This is a genomic window from Sphingobium herbicidovorans, from assembly GCF_002080435.1.
In the GTDB taxonomy this organism is placed as follows: domain Bacteria; phylum Pseudomonadota; class Alphaproteobacteria; order Sphingomonadales; family Sphingomonadaceae; genus Sphingobium; species Sphingobium herbicidovorans.
In genome coordinates, this window is record NZ_CP020538.1 from 1024320 (window position 1) to 1044837 (window position 20518).

Annotated in this window: 12 protein-coding genes; 6 read left to right on the forward strand and 6 right to left on the reverse strand. The window is 63.3% G+C overall.

Annotation, left to right across the window (positions count from 1 at the left end; all coding sequences use genetic code 11):
- Positions 1 to 5: 5 nt before the first annotated feature.
- The 6 genes from B6S01_RS04965 to B6S01_RS04990 all read right to left on the reverse strand — a co-directional run bounded on the left by B6S01_RS04965 (position 6) and on the right by B6S01_RS04990 (position 5685).
- Positions 6 to 1352, reverse strand: a complete 1347-nt coding sequence (locus tag B6S01_RS04965) for a sensor histidine kinase (protein WP_037461436.1) — start codon at positions 1350 to 1352, stop codon at positions 6 to 8.
- A complete protein-coding gene (locus B6S01_RS04970; RefSeq protein ID WP_037461433.1) occupies positions 1349 to 2068 on the reverse strand; it encodes a response regulator in 720 nt (239 codons plus the stop codon). The genes B6S01_RS04965 and B6S01_RS04970 overlap by 4 nt, the downstream gene beginning before the upstream one ends.
- Before the next feature lie 68 nt (positions 2069 to 2136).
- A complete protein-coding gene (locus tag B6S01_RS04975) occupies positions 2137 to 2772 on the reverse strand; it encodes an EF-hand domain-containing protein (RefSeq protein WP_037462204.1) in 636 nt (211 codons plus the stop codon).
- Positions 2773 to 2923: 151 nt separating this feature from the next.
- Positions 2924 to 4141 carry an argininosuccinate synthase gene (locus B6S01_RS04980; RefSeq protein ID WP_037461430.1) on the reverse strand — a complete coding sequence of 406 codons (1218 nt, stop codon included), beginning with the start codon at positions 4139 to 4141 and terminating at the stop codon, positions 2924 to 2926.
- Positions 4142 to 4341: 200 nt separating this feature from the next.
- Positions 4342 to 5322, reverse strand: a complete 981-nt coding sequence (locus B6S01_RS04985) for a hypothetical protein (protein ID WP_051907895.1) — start codon at positions 5320 to 5322, stop codon at positions 4342 to 4344.
- Positions 5323 to 5490: 168 nt separating this feature from the next.
- On the reverse strand, positions 5491 to 5685 hold the full coding sequence (locus tag B6S01_RS04990; protein ID WP_037461429.1) for a DUF4169 family protein: 195 nt from the start codon (positions 5683 to 5685) through the stop codon (positions 5491 to 5493).
- A 148-nt stretch (positions 5686 to 5833) separates the two neighbouring features.
- On the opposite strand from B6S01_RS04990, the gene B6S01_RS04995 reads away from it, so the two are divergent.
- The 6 genes from B6S01_RS04995 to rpoC all read left to right on the forward strand — a co-directional run bounded on the left by B6S01_RS04995 (position 5834) and on the right by rpoC (position 20404).
- Positions 5834 to 6760 carry a LysR family transcriptional regulator gene (locus B6S01_RS04995; RefSeq protein ID WP_037461427.1) on the forward strand — a complete coding sequence of 309 codons (927 nt, stop codon included), beginning with the start codon at positions 5834 to 5836 and terminating at the stop codon, positions 6758 to 6760.
- Positions 6761 to 7079: 319 nt separating this feature from the next.
- On the forward strand, positions 7080 to 9242 hold the full coding sequence (locus B6S01_RS05000; protein WP_037461425.1) for a TonB-dependent receptor: 2163 nt from the start codon (positions 7080 to 7082) through the stop codon (positions 9240 to 9242).
- Positions 9243 to 9346: 104 nt separating this feature from the next.
- Positions 9347 to 10462: a DUF47 family protein gene (locus B6S01_RS05005; protein WP_037462197.1), complete on the forward strand. Its 1116-nt coding sequence runs from the start codon at positions 9347 to 9349 to the stop codon at positions 10460 to 10462.
- 104 nt (positions 10463 to 10566) lie between these two features.
- Complete coding sequence (locus tag B6S01_RS05010) at positions 10567 to 11568, forward strand: inorganic phosphate transporter (protein WP_037461423.1); 1002 nt, start codon at positions 10567 to 10569, stop codon at positions 11566 to 11568.
- Positions 11569 to 11896: 328 nt separating this feature from the next.
- Entirely contained in the window at positions 11897 to 16063 is a 4167-nt protein-coding gene (rpoB, locus tag B6S01_RS05015) for a DNA-directed RNA polymerase subunit beta (RefSeq protein WP_037461420.1), read from the forward strand.
- Positions 16064 to 16147: 84 nt separating this feature from the next.
- Complete coding sequence (rpoC, locus tag B6S01_RS05020; RefSeq protein WP_037461417.1) at positions 16148 to 20404, forward strand: DNA-directed RNA polymerase subunit beta'; 4257 nt, start codon at positions 16148 to 16150, stop codon at positions 20402 to 20404.
- Positions 20405 to 20518 lie beyond the last annotated feature (114 nt).

A 20518-nucleotide genomic window follows, 5' to 3' on the forward strand; every position in this document is an offset into this window, starting at 1 on the left:
CGGGATCAGGCCGGGATCACCAGACTGGCCTCCAGCCCACCGCCGGTCCGGTTCGCCAGCCGCAGCGCGCCGCCATGCTCCGCTATGATCGCGCGGACCAGCGCCAGCCCCAGCCCCGCGCCGCCAGTCTCCCGGTTGCGCGACCCTTCCATCCGGGTGAACGGCTCAATCATCTCTTCCATGCGGTCATCGGCGATGCCCGGCCCGTCATCGGCGACGACCAGACGGATCGCCCCATCTTCCCGCACCACGGACACATGCGCGCGCTCGCCATAGACGATGGCGTTTTCGATCAGGTTGCGCAGCGCCCGGCGGATCTGCTGCGGCCTTACCGAAGCCACCGCGCGGGCGCTTTCCGCCATGTCGACGGCTGATCCCAGTTCGATAAAGTCCTCGACCACCGCATCGGCCAGCGCGGACAGATCGACCTTCTGCGCGGCTTCCGTGCTGCGTCCCGCCCGCGCCAGCGACAAAATATCCTCCAGCATCCGGTTCATCTCGTCGATCGTCTCGGACATGCGCGCGCGCTCGCCTTCATCCTCGACCGATTCCGCCCGCACCCGCAGCGACGCGAGCGGCGTCCGCAGGTCATGGCCGATCGCGCCCAGCATCCTGTCCTTCTCGTCCAGCATCGCGACGATGCGGCTGCGCATCGCGTTGAATGCGGTGGTCAATTCGCGCACGTCGCCCGGCCCCCGCTCCTCGACCGCGTCGGCCGAACCGGTGCGGGCGAACTGCTGCGCCGACCGCGTCAACTGCCCCAGCGGCCGCGCCAGTCTCCGCCCGACCCACAGCAGCGGGGCCAGCACGATCACGTAAAGGATCAGCGTCTGCCAGGCCAGCCAGCCGCCATAGCGCGCCGGGCGATCGCCTATGCGCGACTGCGTGACGATCCATTTTCCCTGTTCATATTCCGCCGCCATGACCAGCCGGCGGCTTCGCGGACCGCCGCGCTGATCGCCCATCGCGCGCATGCGCACCCGTTCCCACCGGCGCAGGGGCGGCGCGCGGTCCTGCTCGAACACCTGCACCGACAGGACCGGCAAGCCGATGTCGGCGAACATCGCTCGCGCCCTTCTCTCAATCTCCGGCCGCCTGTCGCCGTCCAGCACGGGCATGGCGTCCAAAAAGCGCGCGCGCTGCGGCCGGTTGGCGGCGGGCGGCTCACCCCGGCTGTCCAGCGCGTCGGCGATGCGATAGACGCCGGGCGCCGTCTGCGCCGTCAGCGTCAGCCGGTTGCGCTCCTGCAACAGCAGCCCGAAATTGATCGCCTGCGCCACGAACAGCGCGATGGCGACCAGCATGATGATCTGCCCGGCCAGGCCCTGCGGCCAGAATCGGATGCGCTTCACAGCTTTCTCACATCCGCAGCCAGCGTATAGCCGCCGCCCCACACGGTCTTGATCAGCGTCGGGGTCTTGGGGTCCGGCTCGATCTTCTTGCGCAGACGGCTGATCTGGTTGTCGATCGCCCGGTCGAACGCGTTGGCCTCCCGCCCCTGCGTGATGTCGAGCAACTGGTCGCGGCTCAGCACCTGGTTGGGCCGCGTGGTAAAGGCCAGCATCAGATTATATTCGGCGGTCGACAGCGGCAGGACGACGCCTTCCTGATCCACCAGCACGCGCTCATGCGTCTTTAGCAACCACCCCGCAAAGGCGTAGGTCGCGCCATCGGGCGCGGTCACGCGCTGGCCGCCAGTGGCGACGCGGCGGAAAATCATCTTGATCCGCGCCACCAGCTCGCGCGGTGAAAAGGGCTTCAGCACATAATCGTCCGCGCCCATTTCAAGGCCCACGATCCGGTCCGTCTCCTCGGACTTCGCCGTCAGCAGGATGACGGGAATTTCGCCCGTCTCGCGAATATGGCGGCACAGCGACAGCCCGTCCTCGCCCGGCATCATGATGTCCAGGATGACGAGGTCGATCGCGCTGGCGTTCAGGCGCAGCCGCGCTTCCGCCGCGCTTTCCACGGCGGTCACGCGAAAGCCGTTGCGCGACAGATATTGCGCCAACGGCTCGCGGATCGAACGCTCGTCATCGACGAGCAGCAGATGGGGTTTTTCGCTCATGGGGGATATCTGTCACGACTGTCATCGGCTTGGAAGGGTGGAGGACGCCCCCCACCCCGCCTTGCCCGTTATTTCGTCGGCGCGGCGTCCATGCCGCGACGCTGCTGCCACGCATCGCGCCGAGCCTGCTGCGCCGCCTTCATTTCCTCGGCGGTTACAGAGCCGTCCTTGTTGGCGTCGGCCTTGTCGAACATGGCCATCGGCCGGGCCATGAATTCTGCGCGGGTCAGCACGCCATCCTTCGCGGCCTCGCCCTTCATCCCGCCACGGCCGAACATCATGCCGCCGCCAAAGCCATGATGACCGCCCCGGCCAAAGCGCTTGCCATGGCCTTCCCCGCCACGGCGGTCGGACCGCGCCTGATGAGCGGCGTCGAACTCAGCCTTGCTGATCTGGCCGTTCTTGTCGCTGTCCATCGCGGTGAAGCGCTGGTCCATCCGCGCCTTGCGGGTGATCTCGCGATCTTCCTTCGTCAGCTTGCCGTCGCGATTGGCGTCCATCTTCGTGAAACGCGCATCAAGGGCGGCAGTGAACTCCGCCTTGCTGACCTGGCCGTCCTTGTTGGCGTCGGCCATCGCGATCATGCCGCCGTGGCGGCCTTTGTGGGCACCATCGCCGGGCTGCGCCAGCGCCAGATGCGACACCGCCAGTCCGCCGACGACAAGCGAGCCGACCGCGACCGTGCCAAAAAATTTGCGGATCATTTGATCTTCCTTCCAAAAGGTGACGAACGGCCATCGCCGCTCCTGCAACCCTTATGGGGAAGACTTGTCCCGCAACCTTGTCATGTCACGGCCTAAATTGTCGTAATTTGTAACGGGGCGGCACATGCGCCGCACCACCCCGCCCTTGCGGTCAGGCGTCCCGCCGGCCCAGCAGCCGCAACCGCAGCGCGTTCAGCTTGATGAACCCGGCCGCATCGCGCTGGTCATAGGCGCCCGCATCATCCTCGAACGTCACGACCTTTTCGCTGTAGAGCGAATAAGGCGACTTGCGGCCAACGACATAAACGCCGCCCTTGTACAGCTTCAGCCGGACAGTGCCCGTCACCTTTTCCTGGCTATGGTCGATCGCCGCCTGCAACATCTCGCGCTCAGGGCTGAACCAGAAGCCGTTATAGATCAGCTCGGCATATTTGGGGGCAAGTTCATCCTTCAGATGCGCCGCGCCGCGATCCAGCGTCAGTTGCTCAATCCCGCGATGCGCCAGATGATAGATGGCGCCGCCCGGCGTTTCATACATGCCGCGCGACTTCATGCCGACGAAGCGGTTTTCGACCAGGTCGAGGCGGCCGATGCCATGCTTGCGGCCATATTCGTTCAGCGTTTCCAGCAGCGTCGCCGGGCTCATGCCCACGCCGTTGATCGCGACGCCGTCGCCACGCTCGAAATCGACCGTGATATATTCGGGCGCGTCCGGCGCATCCTCCGGGTTGACGGTGCGCGAATAGACATAGTCGGGCACTTCTTCCCACGGATCTTCCAGCACCTTGCCCTCGGAAGAGGTGTGCAGCATGTTCGCGTCGGTCGAAAACGGGCTTTCGCCGCGCTTGTCCCGCGGGATCGGGATCTGGTGCTGCTCGGCAAATTCGATCAGGCGGGTGCGGCTGGTCAAGTCCCACTCACGCCACGGCGCGATCACCTTGATGTCGGGCGACAGGGCGTAATAGCCCAGTTCGAAACGCACCTGGTCATTGCCCTTGCCCGTCGCGCCATGGCTGACGGCGTCCGCGCCCACCTGCCGCGCGATTTCGATCTGCCGCTTGGCGATCAACGGCCGCGCAATCGACGTGCCCAGCAGATACAGCCCCTCATACAGCGCATTGCTGCGCATCATCGGGAACACATAATCCTTGACGAATTCCTCGCGCAGATCGTCGATGAAGATATGCTCGTCGCGCACGCCCATCAGCTTGGCCTTCTGCCGCGCCGGCTCCAGCTCTTCGCCCTGCCCCAGATCGGCAGTAAAGGTCACCACCTCGCAATTATAGGTCTGCTGCAACCATTTCAGGATCACGCTGGTGTCCAGCCCTCCCGAGAAGGCAAGGACAATGCGATTGATCTTATCGGACATGGATGGAGCGACCTTCCTTAAACTGGCCTTCAAACTGGCGCAAAAATCACCCGCGCGCCGGTATCAGGCGTGGCGCTCAAGTGCAACCGAGTCGGCACGATGGGCATGCAAAAGGGGAGTGACGGCAACTGCCGCCACTCCCTCTATGCGGGTAGCTGAAAAACTCCCGGCCAAAGGCCCGCCTCTTTTAGGCGATGGGCTTACCGCGTCTGCGGTTTGAATCCCATGTTCCGGCCACGATCCGCGCCCAGCCGATAGACCGTCTGCATCTCCGGTTCGGCGCGGGTCATCTGCGGCGGAACGGGGGCAGAAACCGGCGCATGCACCGGGGCATTCTGCCTCTCGCGCTGGGCCAGCAGGTAACGCGCCCGACGCAACCGCTTGCTATGCGTGCGGAACGGATTTTCCGCGCTGGGCGGAGCGGCGACCATTGCCGCCAGACTGCCATGCACGGGCGCGGTGGCATCGACCGGCGACGCTGCGCTGCGGGTCGGGGCCGCAACAGACGCCACCGGCACGGGCTTGGTCGCCATCGGTTCATCGCGAACAGGCGTTTGGGCATAGGGCGCCACCGCGACCTCATCTACCCTGCGACGACGCAAGGCCGCAGCTCCGCCCAGACCCAGCAACAGCAAAGCGCCGCCACCCAGCGCCCAGTAAAGCGATTCGTCAGGGACGCTGCCCGCCGCTGCTGGCTGCTCCTGCACCACTGGATCGGCAGCCGTCGTTTCAGGCGCACTCATATTCGGGGCCACCGGGGCTACTGGCGCGGACGCGGCCTCCTGCGGCTGCGCGGTATCTGCCACCGGCTCGCGCGGCGCTGGCGTCGCAGTGGGCGGTGTCGCAGTGGCGGCACGCGACGGCTGTGGCCGTTGGGCGGCAACCCTGCGTTCTGTGCTTTCTGCTGGAGCGGCGGTCGGCGCGGCTGTGGCTGCCTGATCGGCTTCCGACGCCGCGACCGCAGCGGCAATGCGCTCATCGACCGACTGGGTCGGCTGCACCATGGGCGTCGAAGGGGCCATGACCGGCGCTGGCGCCGCCGGCGGGACAACCTCCGTGGGCACCGGGGCAGATACCGGTGGAGCGACCTCTTCCTGCGCAAAAGCATAGGTGGGACCAAAGGCCAGAACAGCGGCAATCGCGGCGCCGGCCGAACGAACGAACAGGCTATATCCTCTCATAGTCCCAACTCAACGGACAGGGCGACGAAATGACGGCAACCACGTCACAAGATTCAGGACGAATCGATGCAGATCATCGACGGACGGATACAGATAACAGGAATATTAATGGATGTTCATCCAGACTTATAGCCTGTGGCGGATTTTCTTTGCTTCAATGCCTCACGATTATTGAGGATCATCTTCCGGCAGTTCACGACGATTGCCCTCTATCCGCTGGGTCTGCCGCACCTCTTCCTGAAGGCTGGCCTGCCGCTCCGCCTTCGTGCGCCCGAACTTGGCGCGATTGGCCGCAGCCACCCGCTCCTTCTCGCCCCGCGCCTTGGCCTTGCGCGCCTGTCTCAGATTGATGATGTCGCCCATGGCTGCTCCCCTGGCAGCGGTCCGATGAAAGGACGGTGAAGCCGGTAGCGGCGATTGAACCCGCATCACGAGCTTTCGTCAACATCCCAACGTCATCGACACGAAGATGGCGCTTAACCCGGCGCGACAATTGCACTATCACCGCTGCATGGCCACGCCTTCCCTGCGCCAACTGGACATTTTCGCGCAGATGGTGGCCGCCGGCGGCATCACCCGATGCGCCCGCGACACCGGCCTTTCAGCCGACGATATCGCGCGCGACATCGCATCGCTGGAAATGCGCCTCGGCTACAAGCTGTTCGAGGATCTTCCCGATCGCCAGCGGCTGACCCCCGCCGGGCGCAAGACGGCCGAAGCCATGACGCTGCTGTCGCACGACCGCTCTGCCAACTGGACCATGGATGAACCCGAAGCAGCGCCGCCAGTAATCGACGCCGCGCCGCCCGCTTCGGAACCGGTCCGGCAATCCATCATCCTCGCCGCGCCCGCGCCGGTGTTCGGCCATTTCCAGGACGCGCTGGCTGCGTTCGAAGCGGCGAATGAAGATGTCGCGATCACGCTCGACCTGTCCATCCATCTGGCTGACGAAGCGCGCCGCGCGCTGGAACAGGGCCGCGTCGACATCGCCTATTTCTACGCCCTGGGCGAATCGGCGGGCCTTCCTTCCCGCTATGGCTGGTCGGAACAGATCAACATCTATGCGGGCGCCGATCATCCCCTCGCCCGCCGCGACAGCGTGTCGCCCGAGGAACTGCGGATCAGCCCGACGCTGGCCATGGAACCGCACAACGCGCTCCGTCGCATCATCGACGAAGCGCTGGATCGGGACGGGATCATCCTGGGAGATCCCGTGCTGGAAACCGACAATATGTTCGACATCATGACCATATTGCGGGAAGGGGCGGGCTGCTTCGCCGCCTTCGGCCCGCTGGCCCGCGACCTTGGCCGGATGACCGGCATCCGTCGCCTCGCGCTCGAAAGACCGCTGCCCGCCATCGAAGTGCGACAGGCCCTGCGCGCCCAACCGGAAACGAACCCGGCGGCGGTTGCACTCGCGGAATTTCTATTCCTCTGACGCCAATCGGCTGCGCCCCACAAAGCTGCCAACGCCCCACGCCATGGGCGGCGGAGCTTCTCGCAGCGTACCCGTCACACTGCTTTACCCGGTCAATGCGAGCCGCTGCCACGCCGCACATTCTCAAGGCGGACCTTATCAAGGGCTGACCTGATCTAAGGCTGACCTGATCTAAGGCTGACCTGATCGAAGGCGGACCTTAATCCGAGGCTTAGGCTTCTCACGGCACGCCCATGAAATAGCTGATAATGGCAGTTGATATGTTATATCGTTTTAGCTAGACCGCGCGCCAAGATCATTTCGATTAAGGGTTTAACTCATGCATTTGCCGCTGCTCCGCGCCGGTTCCGCCATTTCCGCCCTTTGCCTCGCGTTCCCCGCAGCATCGCAGACCGATACTACACCCACCCCGCCAAACGCCTATCATGACGATCGGGCCGACATCATCGTCACCGCCCTCATCCCACGCAGGCAGGGCGACATCCTTTCAGGCACATCGGTCATCTCGGGCGCGGAACTGACCCGCTCCCTGCGCCCCACCATCGGCGAAACGCTGGCGCATCTGCCGGGCGTCTCGGCCACTTCCTTTGGCCCCAATGCCTCGCGCCCGGTGCTGCGCGGCTTTCAGGGTGAACGAGTGCGCATCCTGACCGACGGCATCGGCAGCTTCGACGTATCCAACACCTCGGTCGATCACGCCGTCGCCATCAACCCGCTGACCGCCGACCGCATCGAAATACTGCGCGGACCGTCGGCGCTTCTATACGGCTCCTCCGCGATCGGCGGCGTCGTCAATGTCATCGACAGCCGCATTCCGCGACGGATCCCGGACGAGCCAATCCATGTGGACGGCATCGCCACCTATGGCAGCGCGGCGGATGAACGGACTGTCGCTGGAGAGATTGAGGTGCCGCTGGGCGGCGGGCTGGTCGCTCATGCCGACGGCAGCTACACCAGGACCGGCAACCTGCGGACCGGCGGCTATATCCTGGCAGCGCCGCTTCGCGCCATAGCGGCCAATTCCGACGAAGAGGAAATTCGCGAAGACGGGCGCCTGCGCGGCAAGCTGCCCAATACCGCGGCCGAAACATGGGAAGTGGCGGGCGGCCTGGCCTATGTCGGCGATCGCGGGAACCTGGGCTTTTCCGTTTCGCACAGCGAAAACCGTTACGGCGTACCATCGCGCATCGATGTGACGGAGGCCGACCATGACCATGACGACGATCACGATCACGATCACGAAGAAGAACATGGTCATTCACACGAAGACGTGACCCTGGCCATGCGGCAGACGCGCGCGGACCTGCGCGGCGAAGTTGCGGTGAATGGCGGATTTATCGACAGTATCCGGCTGCGCGCCGGTTGGGCGAGCTACCGGCATGACGAAATCGAGCCTGACGGCGAAATCGGCACCACATTCCGCAATCAGTCGATGGAAAGTCGGCTGGAGCTGATCCAGTCCCGCCGTGGCAATTGGGATGGCGCATCCGGCGTGCAATATTTCACCCGCCGCTTTTCCGCCAATGGCGAAGAGAAATTCCTGCCCAAGAATGACACGGAGCAGTTGGGCTTCTTCACCCTGCAATCGGTCGATCTGGGCGATACGCGGCTGGAAGCAGGCGCGCGCTATGAAAAGACCAAGCTGCGTTCGGCCCCCGATGCCGACCTGTTCATCGCGGCCCAGCGGCGCAACTTTGACGCTTTTTCAGCATCGGTCGGGGCGAGCCAGCAGATCGTTCCGGGCTGGCGGCTGGGGCTGAACCTTGCCCGCACGGAACGCGCGCCATCCGCCGAAGAATTGTTCGCGCGCGGTAATCACGCGGGCACCCAGGCGTTTGAACTGGGCGATCCGAGCTTTGGCCTGGAAAAAAGCTGGGGGGTGGAAGGCACGCTGCGCGGTCGGGGTGACGGCTACAACCTGTCGCTGTCCGCCTATCACAACTGGTTCAATGGTTATATCTACGACGCCATCGTGGACGACAGCGTGTGCATGGCCGCCAATGGGGGCGCGGAACTGGAATTTCCATGCTTCCAATATGCGCAGGCGGATGCCCGCTATTGGGGCTTTGAGGCGGAGGCTTCGGTCAAGCTGGGGCAGATCGGCCGTTACGCCGTCAATCTGGATGGCGTAGCCGACTATGTGCGCGCCACCATCACCGGGTCCGGCCCGGCTCCCCGCATCCCGCCGCTTCGCTTGCTGGGCGGGCTGGAGTTGCAGGACGATCGGCTGACGCTGCGCGGCGAAGTGGAGCACAGCTTCGCGCAAGACCGGATCGCAGCGACCGAAACGCGCACCGGCGGCTTTACGCTGGTCAACGCGTCGCTGTCCTTCAAACCGTTCAGCGGCAACGACCGTACCAGCATCACCGTCAGCGCCAATAATATCTTCGACGTGGAGACGCGGCGTCATGCCAGCGTGCTGAAGGATTATGCGCCGCTCGCCGGACGGGACATTCGCGTGACGGCGCGGCTGTCGATCTAATCTAGTTGATTGCGCTATGTGACGTTTTCGTTACATGGCGCTTCCATGGATGAAGGGCGACCAGACATTGGCGCGGCCAGCCGCGCTGCGCTGGAGCTATGGTGATGCGCCAGATCGCCGCGTTGCCCTATGCCACGGACGCAGACGGGTCGATGCGCATATTGCTGATAACGTCGCGCGAGACGCGGCGTTGGGTGATACCCAAGGGCAATCGTATCAAGGGCATGGCCGGTCACCGCGCCGCCGAGGTCGAAGCCTATGAGGAAGCGGGCATCCACGGCATCGCCTGCCCGTCGCCCCTGGGCCGCTATTGCTATGACAAGCGCCGCCGCAAGGGCGGCTCCCGCGAAGCCACGGTCGAAGTGTTTCCCCTCGCAGTAACCGGCCAGCTATCGCACTGGCCCGAGCGTGGGCAAAGGGAACTGCGCTGGTTTCCGGTATCGGAGGCCGCAAAAGCAGTCGATGAACCCGATCTTCAAACCATCATCGCGGCCTTTCGCGAACCGCCGCGAGATCCGGGCTGGTTCATCCGAATGCTGCTTCGGGTCAAGGAATGGCAAAGCGAAAGGACTGGAATGCTGCGGTGGTTTCACGCGCTGATGCCCAAACAGGGGCGTTTCTTCGAACAGTTTGAGGATCATGCCGCAATGCTGGTCGCGGGTGCGGATGCGCTCGCCAAGCTGCTGAAGGGCGGCCCGGACATGGACGCGCATATCCAGGAGATTTCCGCGCGCGAGCATGAGGCGGACGACATCATCCGCGAGGTGCTGCAGGATGTGCGGCGGATCTTCGTGACGCCATTCGACCGCAGCGCCATCACCGGCCTGATCGGGGTCATGGACGACGCCATCGACCAGATGAACCAGACGGCCAAGGCAATCGCGCTGTTCGAGGTCAAGGACTTCGCGCCGCAGATGCAGGACATGAGCGCGCTCATCGTCGAATGCGCGCGCATCACTGCCGAAGCGATGCCGCTGCTGCGCTCGCTCAATCTCCATTCCGTCCGCCTCCACGACCTGACCGAGCGATTGGTCAAGCTGGAGGGCCATGCCGACATCCTGCATGAAGCGGGCCTGAAGGCGCTCTACAACCAGGCGCGGCAGGGCAATCCCATGGACTTCGTCGTCGGCAACGAGATTTACGCGCATCTGGAAAAGGTGACCGACCGTTTCGAGGACGTCGCCAATGAAATTTCCGGGCTGGTCATCGACCACGCCTGACGCCCAATCCCACCCCCGTTTGGACTGATGCTGTCGAAGCCCGCGCGTCTTCGACAATGTCAGGGCGGGCGGATGAATGAACCCCGGACACAAGCCAGGTCACCATGGAAGCCCAACTCGCCTTCCCGCTGCTCGTCGCCCTGATCGGCGTCGCGCTCGCCTTCGACTTTCTGAACGGCCTGCACGACGCTGCGAACTCGATCGCCACGATCGTTTCGACCCGCGTTTTGAAGCCGCAATATGCGGTTGCCTGGGCCGCGTTCTTCAATTTCATCGCCTTCCTCTTCTTCGGCCTGCATGTCGCCGAAACCGTCGGGAAAGGCATTGTCGATGCCAATATCATCGACCCGCCGGTGATCTTCGGCGCGCTGATGGGGGCCATCGCCTGGAACCTCATCACCTGGGGCCTCGGCATCCCGTCCTCCTCCAGCCATGCTCTGATCGGCGGCCTGCTCGGCGCGGGCACGGCCAAGGCGGGGCTGGGCGCAGTCGTCTGGAGCGGCGTGTTCAAGACCAGCGCGGCCATCGTCATGTCGCCGGCGATCGGCCTCATTCTGGCGCTTTTCCTCGTGCTGCTCATCAGCTGGATTTTCCGCCGATTTACGCCCCAGAGCGCGGACCGGGTTTTCCGCAAGCTCCAGCTTGTCTCAGCCTCGCTCTACTCGCTGGGCCATGGCGGCAATGACGCGCAGAAGACGATGGGCATCATCGCGGTGCTGCTTTATTCGCAGGGCATGCTGACGGGCGGCTTTCATGTCCCCTTCTGGGTGGTGATTTCCTGCCAGGCGGCGATGGGCCTTGGCACGTTGCTGGGCGGCTGGAAGATCGTCCACACCATGGGGTCGAAAATCACGCGGCTCACCCCGTCACAGGGTTTCTGCGCCGAAACGGGGGGAGCGATAACCCTGTTCATGGCCACGCATCTGGGCGTGCCGGTTTCCACCACGCACACGATCACCGGCGCCATCGTCGGCGTGGGCGCGTCGCGGCGGCTGTCGGCCGTCCGCTGGAACGTGGCGTCCAGCATCGTCGTCGCCTGGGTCGTGACCCTGCCAGCCGCTGGTTTGATAGGCGCAGGCTTCTATCACCTGACGCGCCTGTTCTGACCAGACGGAAGAATGGACTGCCCGCCCCCTTCACAAAGCGATGTGGCGGCTCTATATGCAGTCTTGGAAATCCGGCCCCTGTCATGCTTCGGTTTGATGAGGGCCGGCCCCCGGATCGCCCGGGGATCGGTTTTGGTTAGCGCGCGAAACCGGCGGGATTGGGCGGAAAACGGCGGGTCAAAAAGTGCTGACAGTGCGGATCGGACAGTCCCGGCCCGCACTTTTTTGCGTGGCAGGCAAAGGGCGAATCACCCCCTTTTCCGCCGCGTCAGGCTGAAAATTTCGCTGTGATGCGAAAAAACGCGACGACTTACAGGCAGGAAACGCAATGGCGACCAAAGCTCTCCCCACGATCAGCAATACCGGCGCTAAGAAGCGCATAAGGAAGGTATTCGGCGACATCCACGAAGTCGTCCAGATGCCGAACCTGATCGAGGTTCAGCGGGAGAGCTACGAACAGTTCCTCCGCTCGGACCCGTCGATCGGCTATGTCTCGGGCCTCGAAAAGACCTTGCGCTCGGTCTTCCCGATCCGCGACTTTGCTGGCACCGCCGAAATGGACTTCGTCCATTACGAGCTGGAAGAGCCCAAGTATGACGTCGAGGAATGCCGTCAGCGCGGCATCACCTACGCCGCGCCGATGCGCGTCACGCTGCGCCTGATCGTGTTCGAAGTCGATCAGGACACCGAAACCCGTTCCGTGCTCGATATCAAGGAGCAGGACGTCTACATGGGCGACATGCCGCTCATGACCGGCAACGGCACCTTCATCGTCAACGGAACCGAGCGCGTCATCGTGTCGCAGATGCACCGCTCGCCGGGCGTGCTGTTCGACCACGACCGTGGCAAGACCCACTCGTCGGGCAAATATCTCTTCGCCGCCCGCGTAATTCCTTACCGTGGCTCATGGCTCGATTTCGAATTCGACGCCAAGGACATCGTCAACGTCCGCATCGACCGCAAGCGCAAGCTGCCGGTCACCGCGCTGCTCTATGCGCTGGGCCTGACGCCCGAGGACATGCTCGGCTATTTCTACAACAAGGTCACCTTCGTCCGTGGCGAAGGCGGCTGGCAGATCCCCTACACCGCCGAAGCATGGCGCGGTCAGAAGCCCGCCTTCGACATCGTCGATGCCAAGTCGGGTGAAGTCGTGTTCGCCGCGGGCCAGAAGATTTCGCCCCGCGCCGCCAACAAGGCGGAGAAGGACGGGCTTGAAACCCTGCTGATCCCGACCGAGGAAGTCTATGGCCGCTACAGCGCCTATGACCTCATCAACGAGAGCACCGGCGAAATCTACATCGAAGCCGGTGACGAAGTGTCGCCCGAAAACCTTGAAAAGCTGGACAAGGCGGGCATCGACCGCCTTGAACTGCTCGACATCGATCATGTCACCACCGGTCCCTGGATCCGCAACACGCTGAAGGCCGACAAGGCCGAGGAACGCGACCAGGCGCTGGCCGACATCTATCGTGTGATGCGCCCCGGCGAACCGCCGACGAAGGAAACCGCCGAAGCGCTGTTCGCCGGCCTGTTCTTCGATCCCGAGCGCTATGACCTCTCGGCCGTGGGCCGCGTGAAGCTCAACATGCGCCTCGACCTTGATGCCGAGGACACCGTCACCACCCTGCGCACCGAGGACATCCTCGCGGTCGTCAAGGAACTGGTGAACCTGAAGGACGGCAAGGGCGAGATCGACGACATCGACAATCTCGGCAACCGCCGCGTCCGCTCGGTGGGCGAGCTGCTGGAAAACCAGTATCGCGTCGGCCTGCTGCGCATGGAACGTGCGGTCAAGGAGCGCATGTCGTCCGTCGATGTGTCGACCGTGATGCCCAACGACCTCATCAACGCCAAGCCCGCCGTGGCTGCAGTTCGTGAGTTCTTCGGCTCCTCGCAGCTGTCGCAGTTCATGGATCAGACCAACCCGCTGTCGGAAGTCACCCACAAGCGTCGCGTGTCGGCGCTTGGGCCGGGCGGTCTGACCCGCGAGCGCGCGGGCTTTGAAGTCCGCGACGTTCACCCGACCCATTATGGCCGTATCTGCCCGATCGAAACGCCCGAAGGCCCGAACATCGGTCTGATCAACAGCCTCGCCACCTTCAGCCGCGTCAACAAATATGGCTTCATCGAAACGCCTTATCGCAAGGTGATCGACGGCAAGGTGACCAACGAGGTCGTCTATCTGTCGGCCATGGAAGAAGCCAAGCACACGATCGCGCAGGCGAACGCCGAACTGACCGCGGAAGGGACGCTCGCCGAAGACCTGATCTCGGCGCGTGAAGCGGGCGAATTCCTGATGGCGCCCAAGGACCACATCACCCTGATGGACGTCAGCCCCAAGCAGCTGGTGTCGGTCGCGGCCTCGCTCATTCCGTTCCTGGAAAACGATGACGCCAACCGCGCGCTCATGGGATCGAACATGCAGCGTCAGGCCGTGCCGCTCGTCCGTGCGGAGGCGCCCTTCGTCGGCACCGGCATGGAAGGCACGGTTGCCCGCGACTCCGGCGCTGCGATCACTTCGCGCCGTGCTGGCATCATCGACCAGGTGGACGCGACCCGTATCGTTATCCGCGCCACCGGCGATATCGAACCGGGTCAATCGGGCGTCGATATCTACACGCTCCAGAAGTTCCAGCGTTCCAACCAGGACACCTGCATCAACCAGCGTCCGCTGGTGAAGGTGGGTGACCTGATCGAAGCTGGCGACGTCATCGCCGACGGTCCTTCGACCGAGTTCGGCGAGCTGGCGCTGGGCCGCAACACGCTCGTCGCGTTCATGCCGTGGAATGGCTACAACTACGAAGACTCCATCCTGATCTCCGAACGGATCGTGAAGGATGACGTCTTCACCTCGATCCATATCGAGGAGTTCGAGGTCATGGCCCGCGACACCAAGCTGGGGCCGGAAGACATCACCCGCGACATCCCCAACGTCGGCGAGGAAGCGCTGCGCAACCTTGACGAAGCGGGCATCGTCTATATCGGCGCCGAAGTGGAGCCAGGCGACATTCTGGTCGGCAAGATCACCCCCAAGGGTGAATCGCCGATGACCCCGGAAGAAAAGCTGCTCCGCGCGATCTTCGGTGAAAAGGCATCCGATGTGCGCGACACCTCGCTGCGTCTGCCGCCGGGCGTTGCCGGGACGGTCGTGGAAGTCCGCGTGTTCAACCGCCACGGCATCGACAAGGACGAACGCGCCATGGCGATCGAGCGGGAGGAAATCGACCGCCTCGCCAAGGACCGTGAGGACGAACGCGGCATCCTCAACCGCGCGACCTTCAACCGCCTCCAGGAAATGCTGCTCGGCCAGACCGCCACGGCTGCTCCCAAGGGCGTCAAGAAGGGTGTCGAGATCGACGAGGCCCTGCTGGCCGAAGTTGAGCGGCATGAATGGTGGAAGTTCGCGGTTGCCGACGACGCCCGTCAGGCTGGCATCGAAGCCGTCAAGGCGCAGTATGACGAAGCGGTGAAACTGATCGTCGAGAAGTTCGAGGATCGCGTCGACAAGCTGCAGCGCGGCGACGAGCTGCCCCCGGGCGTGCTCAAGATGGTCAAGGTGTTCGTCGCGGTGAAGCGCAAGCTGCAGCCGGGCGACAAGATGGCCGGTCGTCACGGGAACAAGGGTGTGATTTCGCGCATCCTGCCGATCGAGGACATGCCGTTCCTGGAAGACGGCACCCATGTCGACATCGTGCTGAACCCGCTGGGCGTGCCGTCGCGCATGAACGTCGGTCAGATCTTCGAAACGCATCTTGGCTGGGCCGCGCGCGGTCTGGGCCAGCAGCTCAAGCATGCGCTGGAGGAATGGCGTGAGGCCAATCCGAACGCGCAGGGCGGCGAGATGCCGGACGCGGTGAAGACCCGTCTGCTCGAAACCTATGGCCCGCAATATGCCGACCAGATCGAAGGCCGCACGGCCGAACAGATCATCGACCTTGCAGAGCATCTTGAACGCGGCGTGCCCATGGCTACCCCGGTGTTCGACGGCGCCCGCGAAGCCGACGTGTCGGAAATGCTGTCGCTTGCCGGACTGCACACTTCGGGTCAGTCGGATCTCTATGACGGCCGCACCGGCGACCGTTTCGACCGCAAGGTGACTGTCGGCATCATCTACATGCTGAAACTGCACCACTTGGTCGATGACAAGATCCACGCGCGTTCCATCGGCCCCTACAGCCTCGTTACCCAGCAGCCGCTGGGTGGTAAGGCGCAGTTCGGTGGCCAGCGCTTCGGTGAAATGGAGGTGTGGGCGCTCCAGGCCTATGGCGCCGCCTACACGCTGCAGGAAATGCTGACGGTGAAGTCGGACGACGTTGTCGGCCGTACCAAGGTCTACGAAGCGATCGTCAAGGGCGACGACACCTTCGAAGCCGGCATCCCCGAAAGCTTCAACGTGCTGGTCAAGGAAATGCGCTCGCTGGGCCTCAACGTCGAACTCGCCGCGATGGACGAGATCGCCGAGGATGACGACGGCTTCGCGCAGGCGGCGGAATAAGGGAAACTGCGGGCACTGCCTTACAACGGCAGTGCTCCTCCCCTCCTTCGCTCCAAAGATTTGCCCTCATGAGGGAATGAAAAAATGAACGAACTGACCAACTTCGCCAATCCGGTCCAGAAGCCGGAAACCTTCGACCAGATCCAGATCGGCCTTGCCTCGCCAGAGCGCATCCGCAGCTGGTCCTTCGGTGAGATCAAGAAGCCGGAAACCATCAACTATCGCACGTTCAAGCCCGAGCGTGACGGCCTGTTCTGCGCGCGCATCTTCGGTCCGATCAAGGACTATGAGTGCCTATGCGGCAAGTACAAGCGCATGAAGTATAAGGGCATCGTCTGCGAAAAGTGCGGTGTCGAAGTCACGGTGTCGAAGGTCCGCCGCGAGCGGATGGGCCATATCGAACTGGCCGCTCCTGTCGCGCACATCTGGTTCCTGAAGTCGCTGCCCTCGCGCATCGGCCTGCTGCTCGACATGCAGTTGAAGCAGCTTGAGCGCGTCCTTTACTTCGAATCCTACATCGTCACCGAGCCGGGCCTGACCCCGCTCGAAAAGTTCCAGCTTCTCAACGAAGACGAACTGCTCGACGCGCAGGACGAATATGGCGAAGACGCCTTCTCCGCCGGGATCGGCGCGGAAGCGGTCAAGCAGATGCTGATGGACCTCGACCTTGAAGGCGAGAAGCAGGCGCTGCTGGACGAACTGGCCGTCACCAAGTCGGAACTGAAGCCCAAGAAGATCATCAAGCGCCTGAAGGTCGTTGAGAGCTTCCTGGAATCGGGCAACCGCCCCGAATGGATGATCCTGGACGTCGTGCCGGTCATCCCGCCCGAACTGCGCCCGCTGGTGCCGCTGGACGGCGGCCGTTTCGCGACCTCGGACCTCAACGACCTCTACCGCCGCGTCATCAACCGCAACAACCGTTTGAAGCGCCTGATGGAACTGCGCGCGCCGGACATCATCGTCCGCAACGAAAAGCGCATGTTGCAGGAAGCCGTTGACGCCCTGTTCGACAATGGCCGTCGCGGTCGTGTCATCACCGGGGCTAACAAGCGTCCGCTGAAGTCCTTGTCCGACATGCTCAAGGGCAAGCAGGGCCGCTTCCGTCAGAACCTGCTCGGCAAGCGCGTCGACTATTCGGGTCGTTCGGTCATCGTGACCGGCCCGGAACTCAAGCTGCACCAGTGCGGCCTGCCCAAGAAGATGGCGCTCGAACTGTTCAAGCCCTTCATCTACGCCCGCCTCGACGCCAAGGGTCTGTCCATGACCCTGAAGCAGGCGAAGAAGTGGGTCGAAAAGGAGCGCAAGGAAGTCTGGGACATCCTGGACGAAGTGATCCGCGAGCATCCGGTCATGCTGAACCGCGCGCCGACGCTTCACCGCCTCGGCATCCAGGCGTTCGAACCCGTGCTGATCGAAGGTAAGGCGATCCAGCTGCATCCGCTGGTCTGCTCGGCCTTCAACGCCGACTTCGACGGTGACCAGATGGCCGTCCACGTTCCGCTGAGCCTTGAGGCCCAGCTGGAAGCGCGCGTGCTGATGATGTCGACCAACAACATCCTCAGCCCCGCGAACGGCAAGCCGATCATCGTTCCGTCGCAGGACATGGTTCTGGGTATCTATTACCTGTCCATGGAACGCGAAGGCGAGCCGGGCGAAGGCATGCTGCTTTCGGACATGCAGGAGGTCCACCAGGCCCTTTATGCCAAGGCCGTCACGCTGCACTCGAAGATCATCAGCCGCGTGCCGCAGACCGACGAAGCCGGCAATCAGTATATGAAGCGCTTCGAAACGACGCCGGGCCGCATGCTGCTGGGCGAATGTCTGCCCAAGTCGCACAAGGTGCCCTTCGACGTCGTCAACCGCCTTCTCACCAAGAAGGAAATCGGTGACGTCATCGATCAGGTCTATCGTCACACGGGTCAGAAGGACACGGTGCTGTTCGCCGACGCCATCATGGCGCTGGGCTTCCGCCACGCGTTCCAGGCCGGCATTTCGTTCGGCAAGGACGACATGGTGATCCCGGACTCGAAGGAAGGGACCGTCGCCGAAACCAAGGCGCTGGTCGCCGACTATGAGCAGCAGTATCAGGACGGCCTGATTACCCAGCAGGAAAAGTACAATAAGGTCATCGACGCCTGGAGCCGTTGCGGCGACGTGGTGGCGAACGCCATGATGGACGAAATCCGCGCCCAGCCCAAGGATCCGCAGACCGGCCGCCTCGCGCAGATCAACTCGATCTACATGATGGCGCACTCCGGCGCCCGTGGTAGCCAGGCCCAGATGAAGCAGCTTGCCGGTATGCGCGGCCTGATGGCCAAGCCGAGCGGCGAGATCATCGAAACGCCGATCATCTCGAACTTCAAGGAAGGCCTGACCGTCCTTGAATATTTCAACTCCACCCACGGCGCTCGTAAGGGTCTGGCCGATACCGCGCTCAAGACGGCGAACTCGGGTTACCTGACCCGCCGTCTGGTCGATGTCAGCCAGGACTGCACCATCGTCGAGGAAGATTGCGGCACCGACAAGGCGCTGGAGATGAAGGCCATCGTCCAGGGTGGTTCCGTCATCGCCTCGCTCGGCGAGCGTATCCTGGGCCGCACCACGGCGCAGGACATCGTCGACAGCAAGGATGGCGCCATCATCGTGCCGATCGGCACGCTGCTGGATGAAGCGCTGGTGGCGCAGATCGAAGCCATCGGCACGCAGTCCGTGAAAATCCGCTCGCCTCTCATCTGCGAAAGCAGGATGGGCGTCTGCGGCAAGTGCTACGGCCGCGACCTCGCTCGTGGTACGCCGGTCAATATCGGCGAAGCGGTCGGCGTCATTGCGGCGCAGTCCATCGGTGAACCGGGAACGCAGCTTACCATGCGTACCTTCCACATCGGCGGCGCGGCGAACTTCAACGAAACGTCGAACCTGGAAGCCCTGTCGGACGGCACGATCGAACTGCGGGACATGCCGACCATCATGGACAAGAATGGCCGTCGCCTGTCGCTCGCCCGCAACGGCGAGATCGCGATCATCGACAATGAGGGCCGCGAACGCGAAACGCACCGCCTGCCTTACGGCGCCACCATCCTGTTCGCAGATGGCGACGCGGTGAAGAAGGGTGAGCGCTTCGCCGAGTGGGATCCCTTCACCATGCCGGTGATTACCGAAAAGCCGGGCATCGTGAAGTATCAGGACCTGATCGACGGCAAGACGCTGACCGAACAGACCGACGAAGCGACGGGTATCGCCCAGCGCGTCGTCACCGAACATCGCGGTTCCGCCCGTACCAAGGAGGATCTACGTCCCCGCCTCACCCTGCTCGACGACGAGTCGGGCGAAGCTGCCCGCTACATGCTGGCGGTGGGTGCGACCCTGTCGGTCGATGATGGTGCGCAGGTTCAGGCTGGCGACGTGCTGGCGCGTGTCAGCCGTGAAGCGGCCAAGACCCGCGACATCACCGGTGGTCTGCCGCGCGTCGCTGAACTGTTCGAAGCCCGCAAGCCCAAGGACAATGCGATCATTGCCAAGGTGTCGGGCCGCGTCCAGTTCCTCAAGGATTACAAGGCGAAGCGCAAGATCGCCATCAATCCCGAGGATGGCGGCGAGCCGGTCGAATATCTGATCCCCAAGAGCAAGGTGATCGACGTTCAGGAAGGCGACTATGTGAAGCGCGGCGACAACCTGATCGGTGGTTCGCCCGACCCGCATGACATTCTGGAAGTTCTCGGCATCGAGCCGCTGGCCGAATATCTGGTCGCGGAAATCCAGGAAGTCTATCGCTTGCAGGGCGTGAAGATCAACGACAAGCACATCGAAACGATCGTTCGTCAGATGCTGCAAAAGGTCGAGATCATCGAGTCCGGCGACACCACGCTGCTGGTGGGCGAACAGGTCGATCGCGAGGAAATGGACGAAATCAACGCGAAACTTCCGGCGGGTTACCAGCCCGCCGCAGGCAAGCCGGTGCTGCTCGGCATCACCAAGGCTTCGCTGCAGACGCGCTCGTTCATCTCGGCCGCATCCTTCCAGGAAACGACCCGCGTTCTCACGGAAGCGGCCGTTCAGGGCAAGAAGGACACGCTTGTTGGCTTGAAGGAAAACGTCATCGTCGGCCGTCTCATCCCGGCAGGCACCGGCGCTGGCATGAACCGCATGCGCGTTGCCGCCTCGTCGCGTGATGCGGCGATGCGGGCCGCGCTGCGGGCCTCCAGCCAGGTTGACCTGATCGCGCCCAAGACCGCTGCCGCCGAGCATGCCGCCGAACTGGCGCAGGGCCCGGAAGCAGCGATCGGTGACGATCCGCTGGCCGCGGTCCAGGGTGAGGACTTCACCACCCAGGACCTCGACTGAGACCTTTGAAATAAGGGACGCCGCTTCCTACATCAGGAACGGCTCCCAAGCCCATCGATCCCGCAAGGGAAGATGAAAAGAGCCCGCCGGACGCGTCATCGTGTTCGGCGGGTT

Excerpts from the sequence above, each read along its gene's own strand:
- B6S01_RS04995 (WP_037461427.1), top strand. The coding sequence starts at position 5,834 with ATGGCCACGCCTTCCCTGCGCCAACTGGACATTTTCGCGCAGATGGTG.
- rpoB (WP_037461420.1), top strand. The coding sequence starts at position 11,897 with ATGGCGACCAAAGCTCTCCCCACGATCAGCAATACCGGCGCTAAGAAG.
- B6S01_RS04975 (WP_037462204.1), bottom strand. The coding sequence starts at position 2,772 with ATGATCCGCAAATTTTTTGGCACGGTCGCGGTCGGCTCGCTTGTCGTC.
- rpoC (WP_037461417.1), top strand. The coding sequence starts at position 16,148 with ATGAACGAACTGACCAACTTCGCCAATCCGGTCCAGAAGCCGGAAACC.
- B6S01_RS04980 (WP_037461430.1), bottom strand. The coding sequence starts at position 4,141 with ATGTCCGATAAGATCAATCGCATTGTCCTTGCCTTCTCGGGAGGGCTG.
- B6S01_RS04970 (WP_037461433.1), bottom strand. The coding sequence starts at position 2,068 with ATGAGCGAAAAACCCCATCTGCTGCTCGTCGATGACGAGCGTTCGATC.
- B6S01_RS04990 (WP_037461429.1), bottom strand. The coding sequence starts at position 5,685 with ATGGGCGACATCATCAATCTGAGACAGGCGCGCAAGGCCAAGGCGCGG.
- B6S01_RS05010 (WP_037461423.1), top strand. The coding sequence starts at position 10,567 with ATGGAAGCCCAACTCGCCTTCCCGCTGCTCGTCGCCCTGATCGGCGTC.
- B6S01_RS04985 (WP_051907895.1), bottom strand. The coding sequence starts at position 5,322 with ATGAGAGGATATAGCCTGTTCGTTCGTTCGGCCGGCGCCGCGATTGCC.
- B6S01_RS05005 (WP_037462197.1), top strand. The coding sequence starts at position 9,347 with ATGCGCCAGATCGCCGCGTTGCCCTATGCCACGGACGCAGACGGGTCG.
- B6S01_RS05000 (WP_037461425.1), top strand. The coding sequence starts at position 7,080 with ATGCATTTGCCGCTGCTCCGCGCCGGTTCCGCCATTTCCGCCCTTTGC.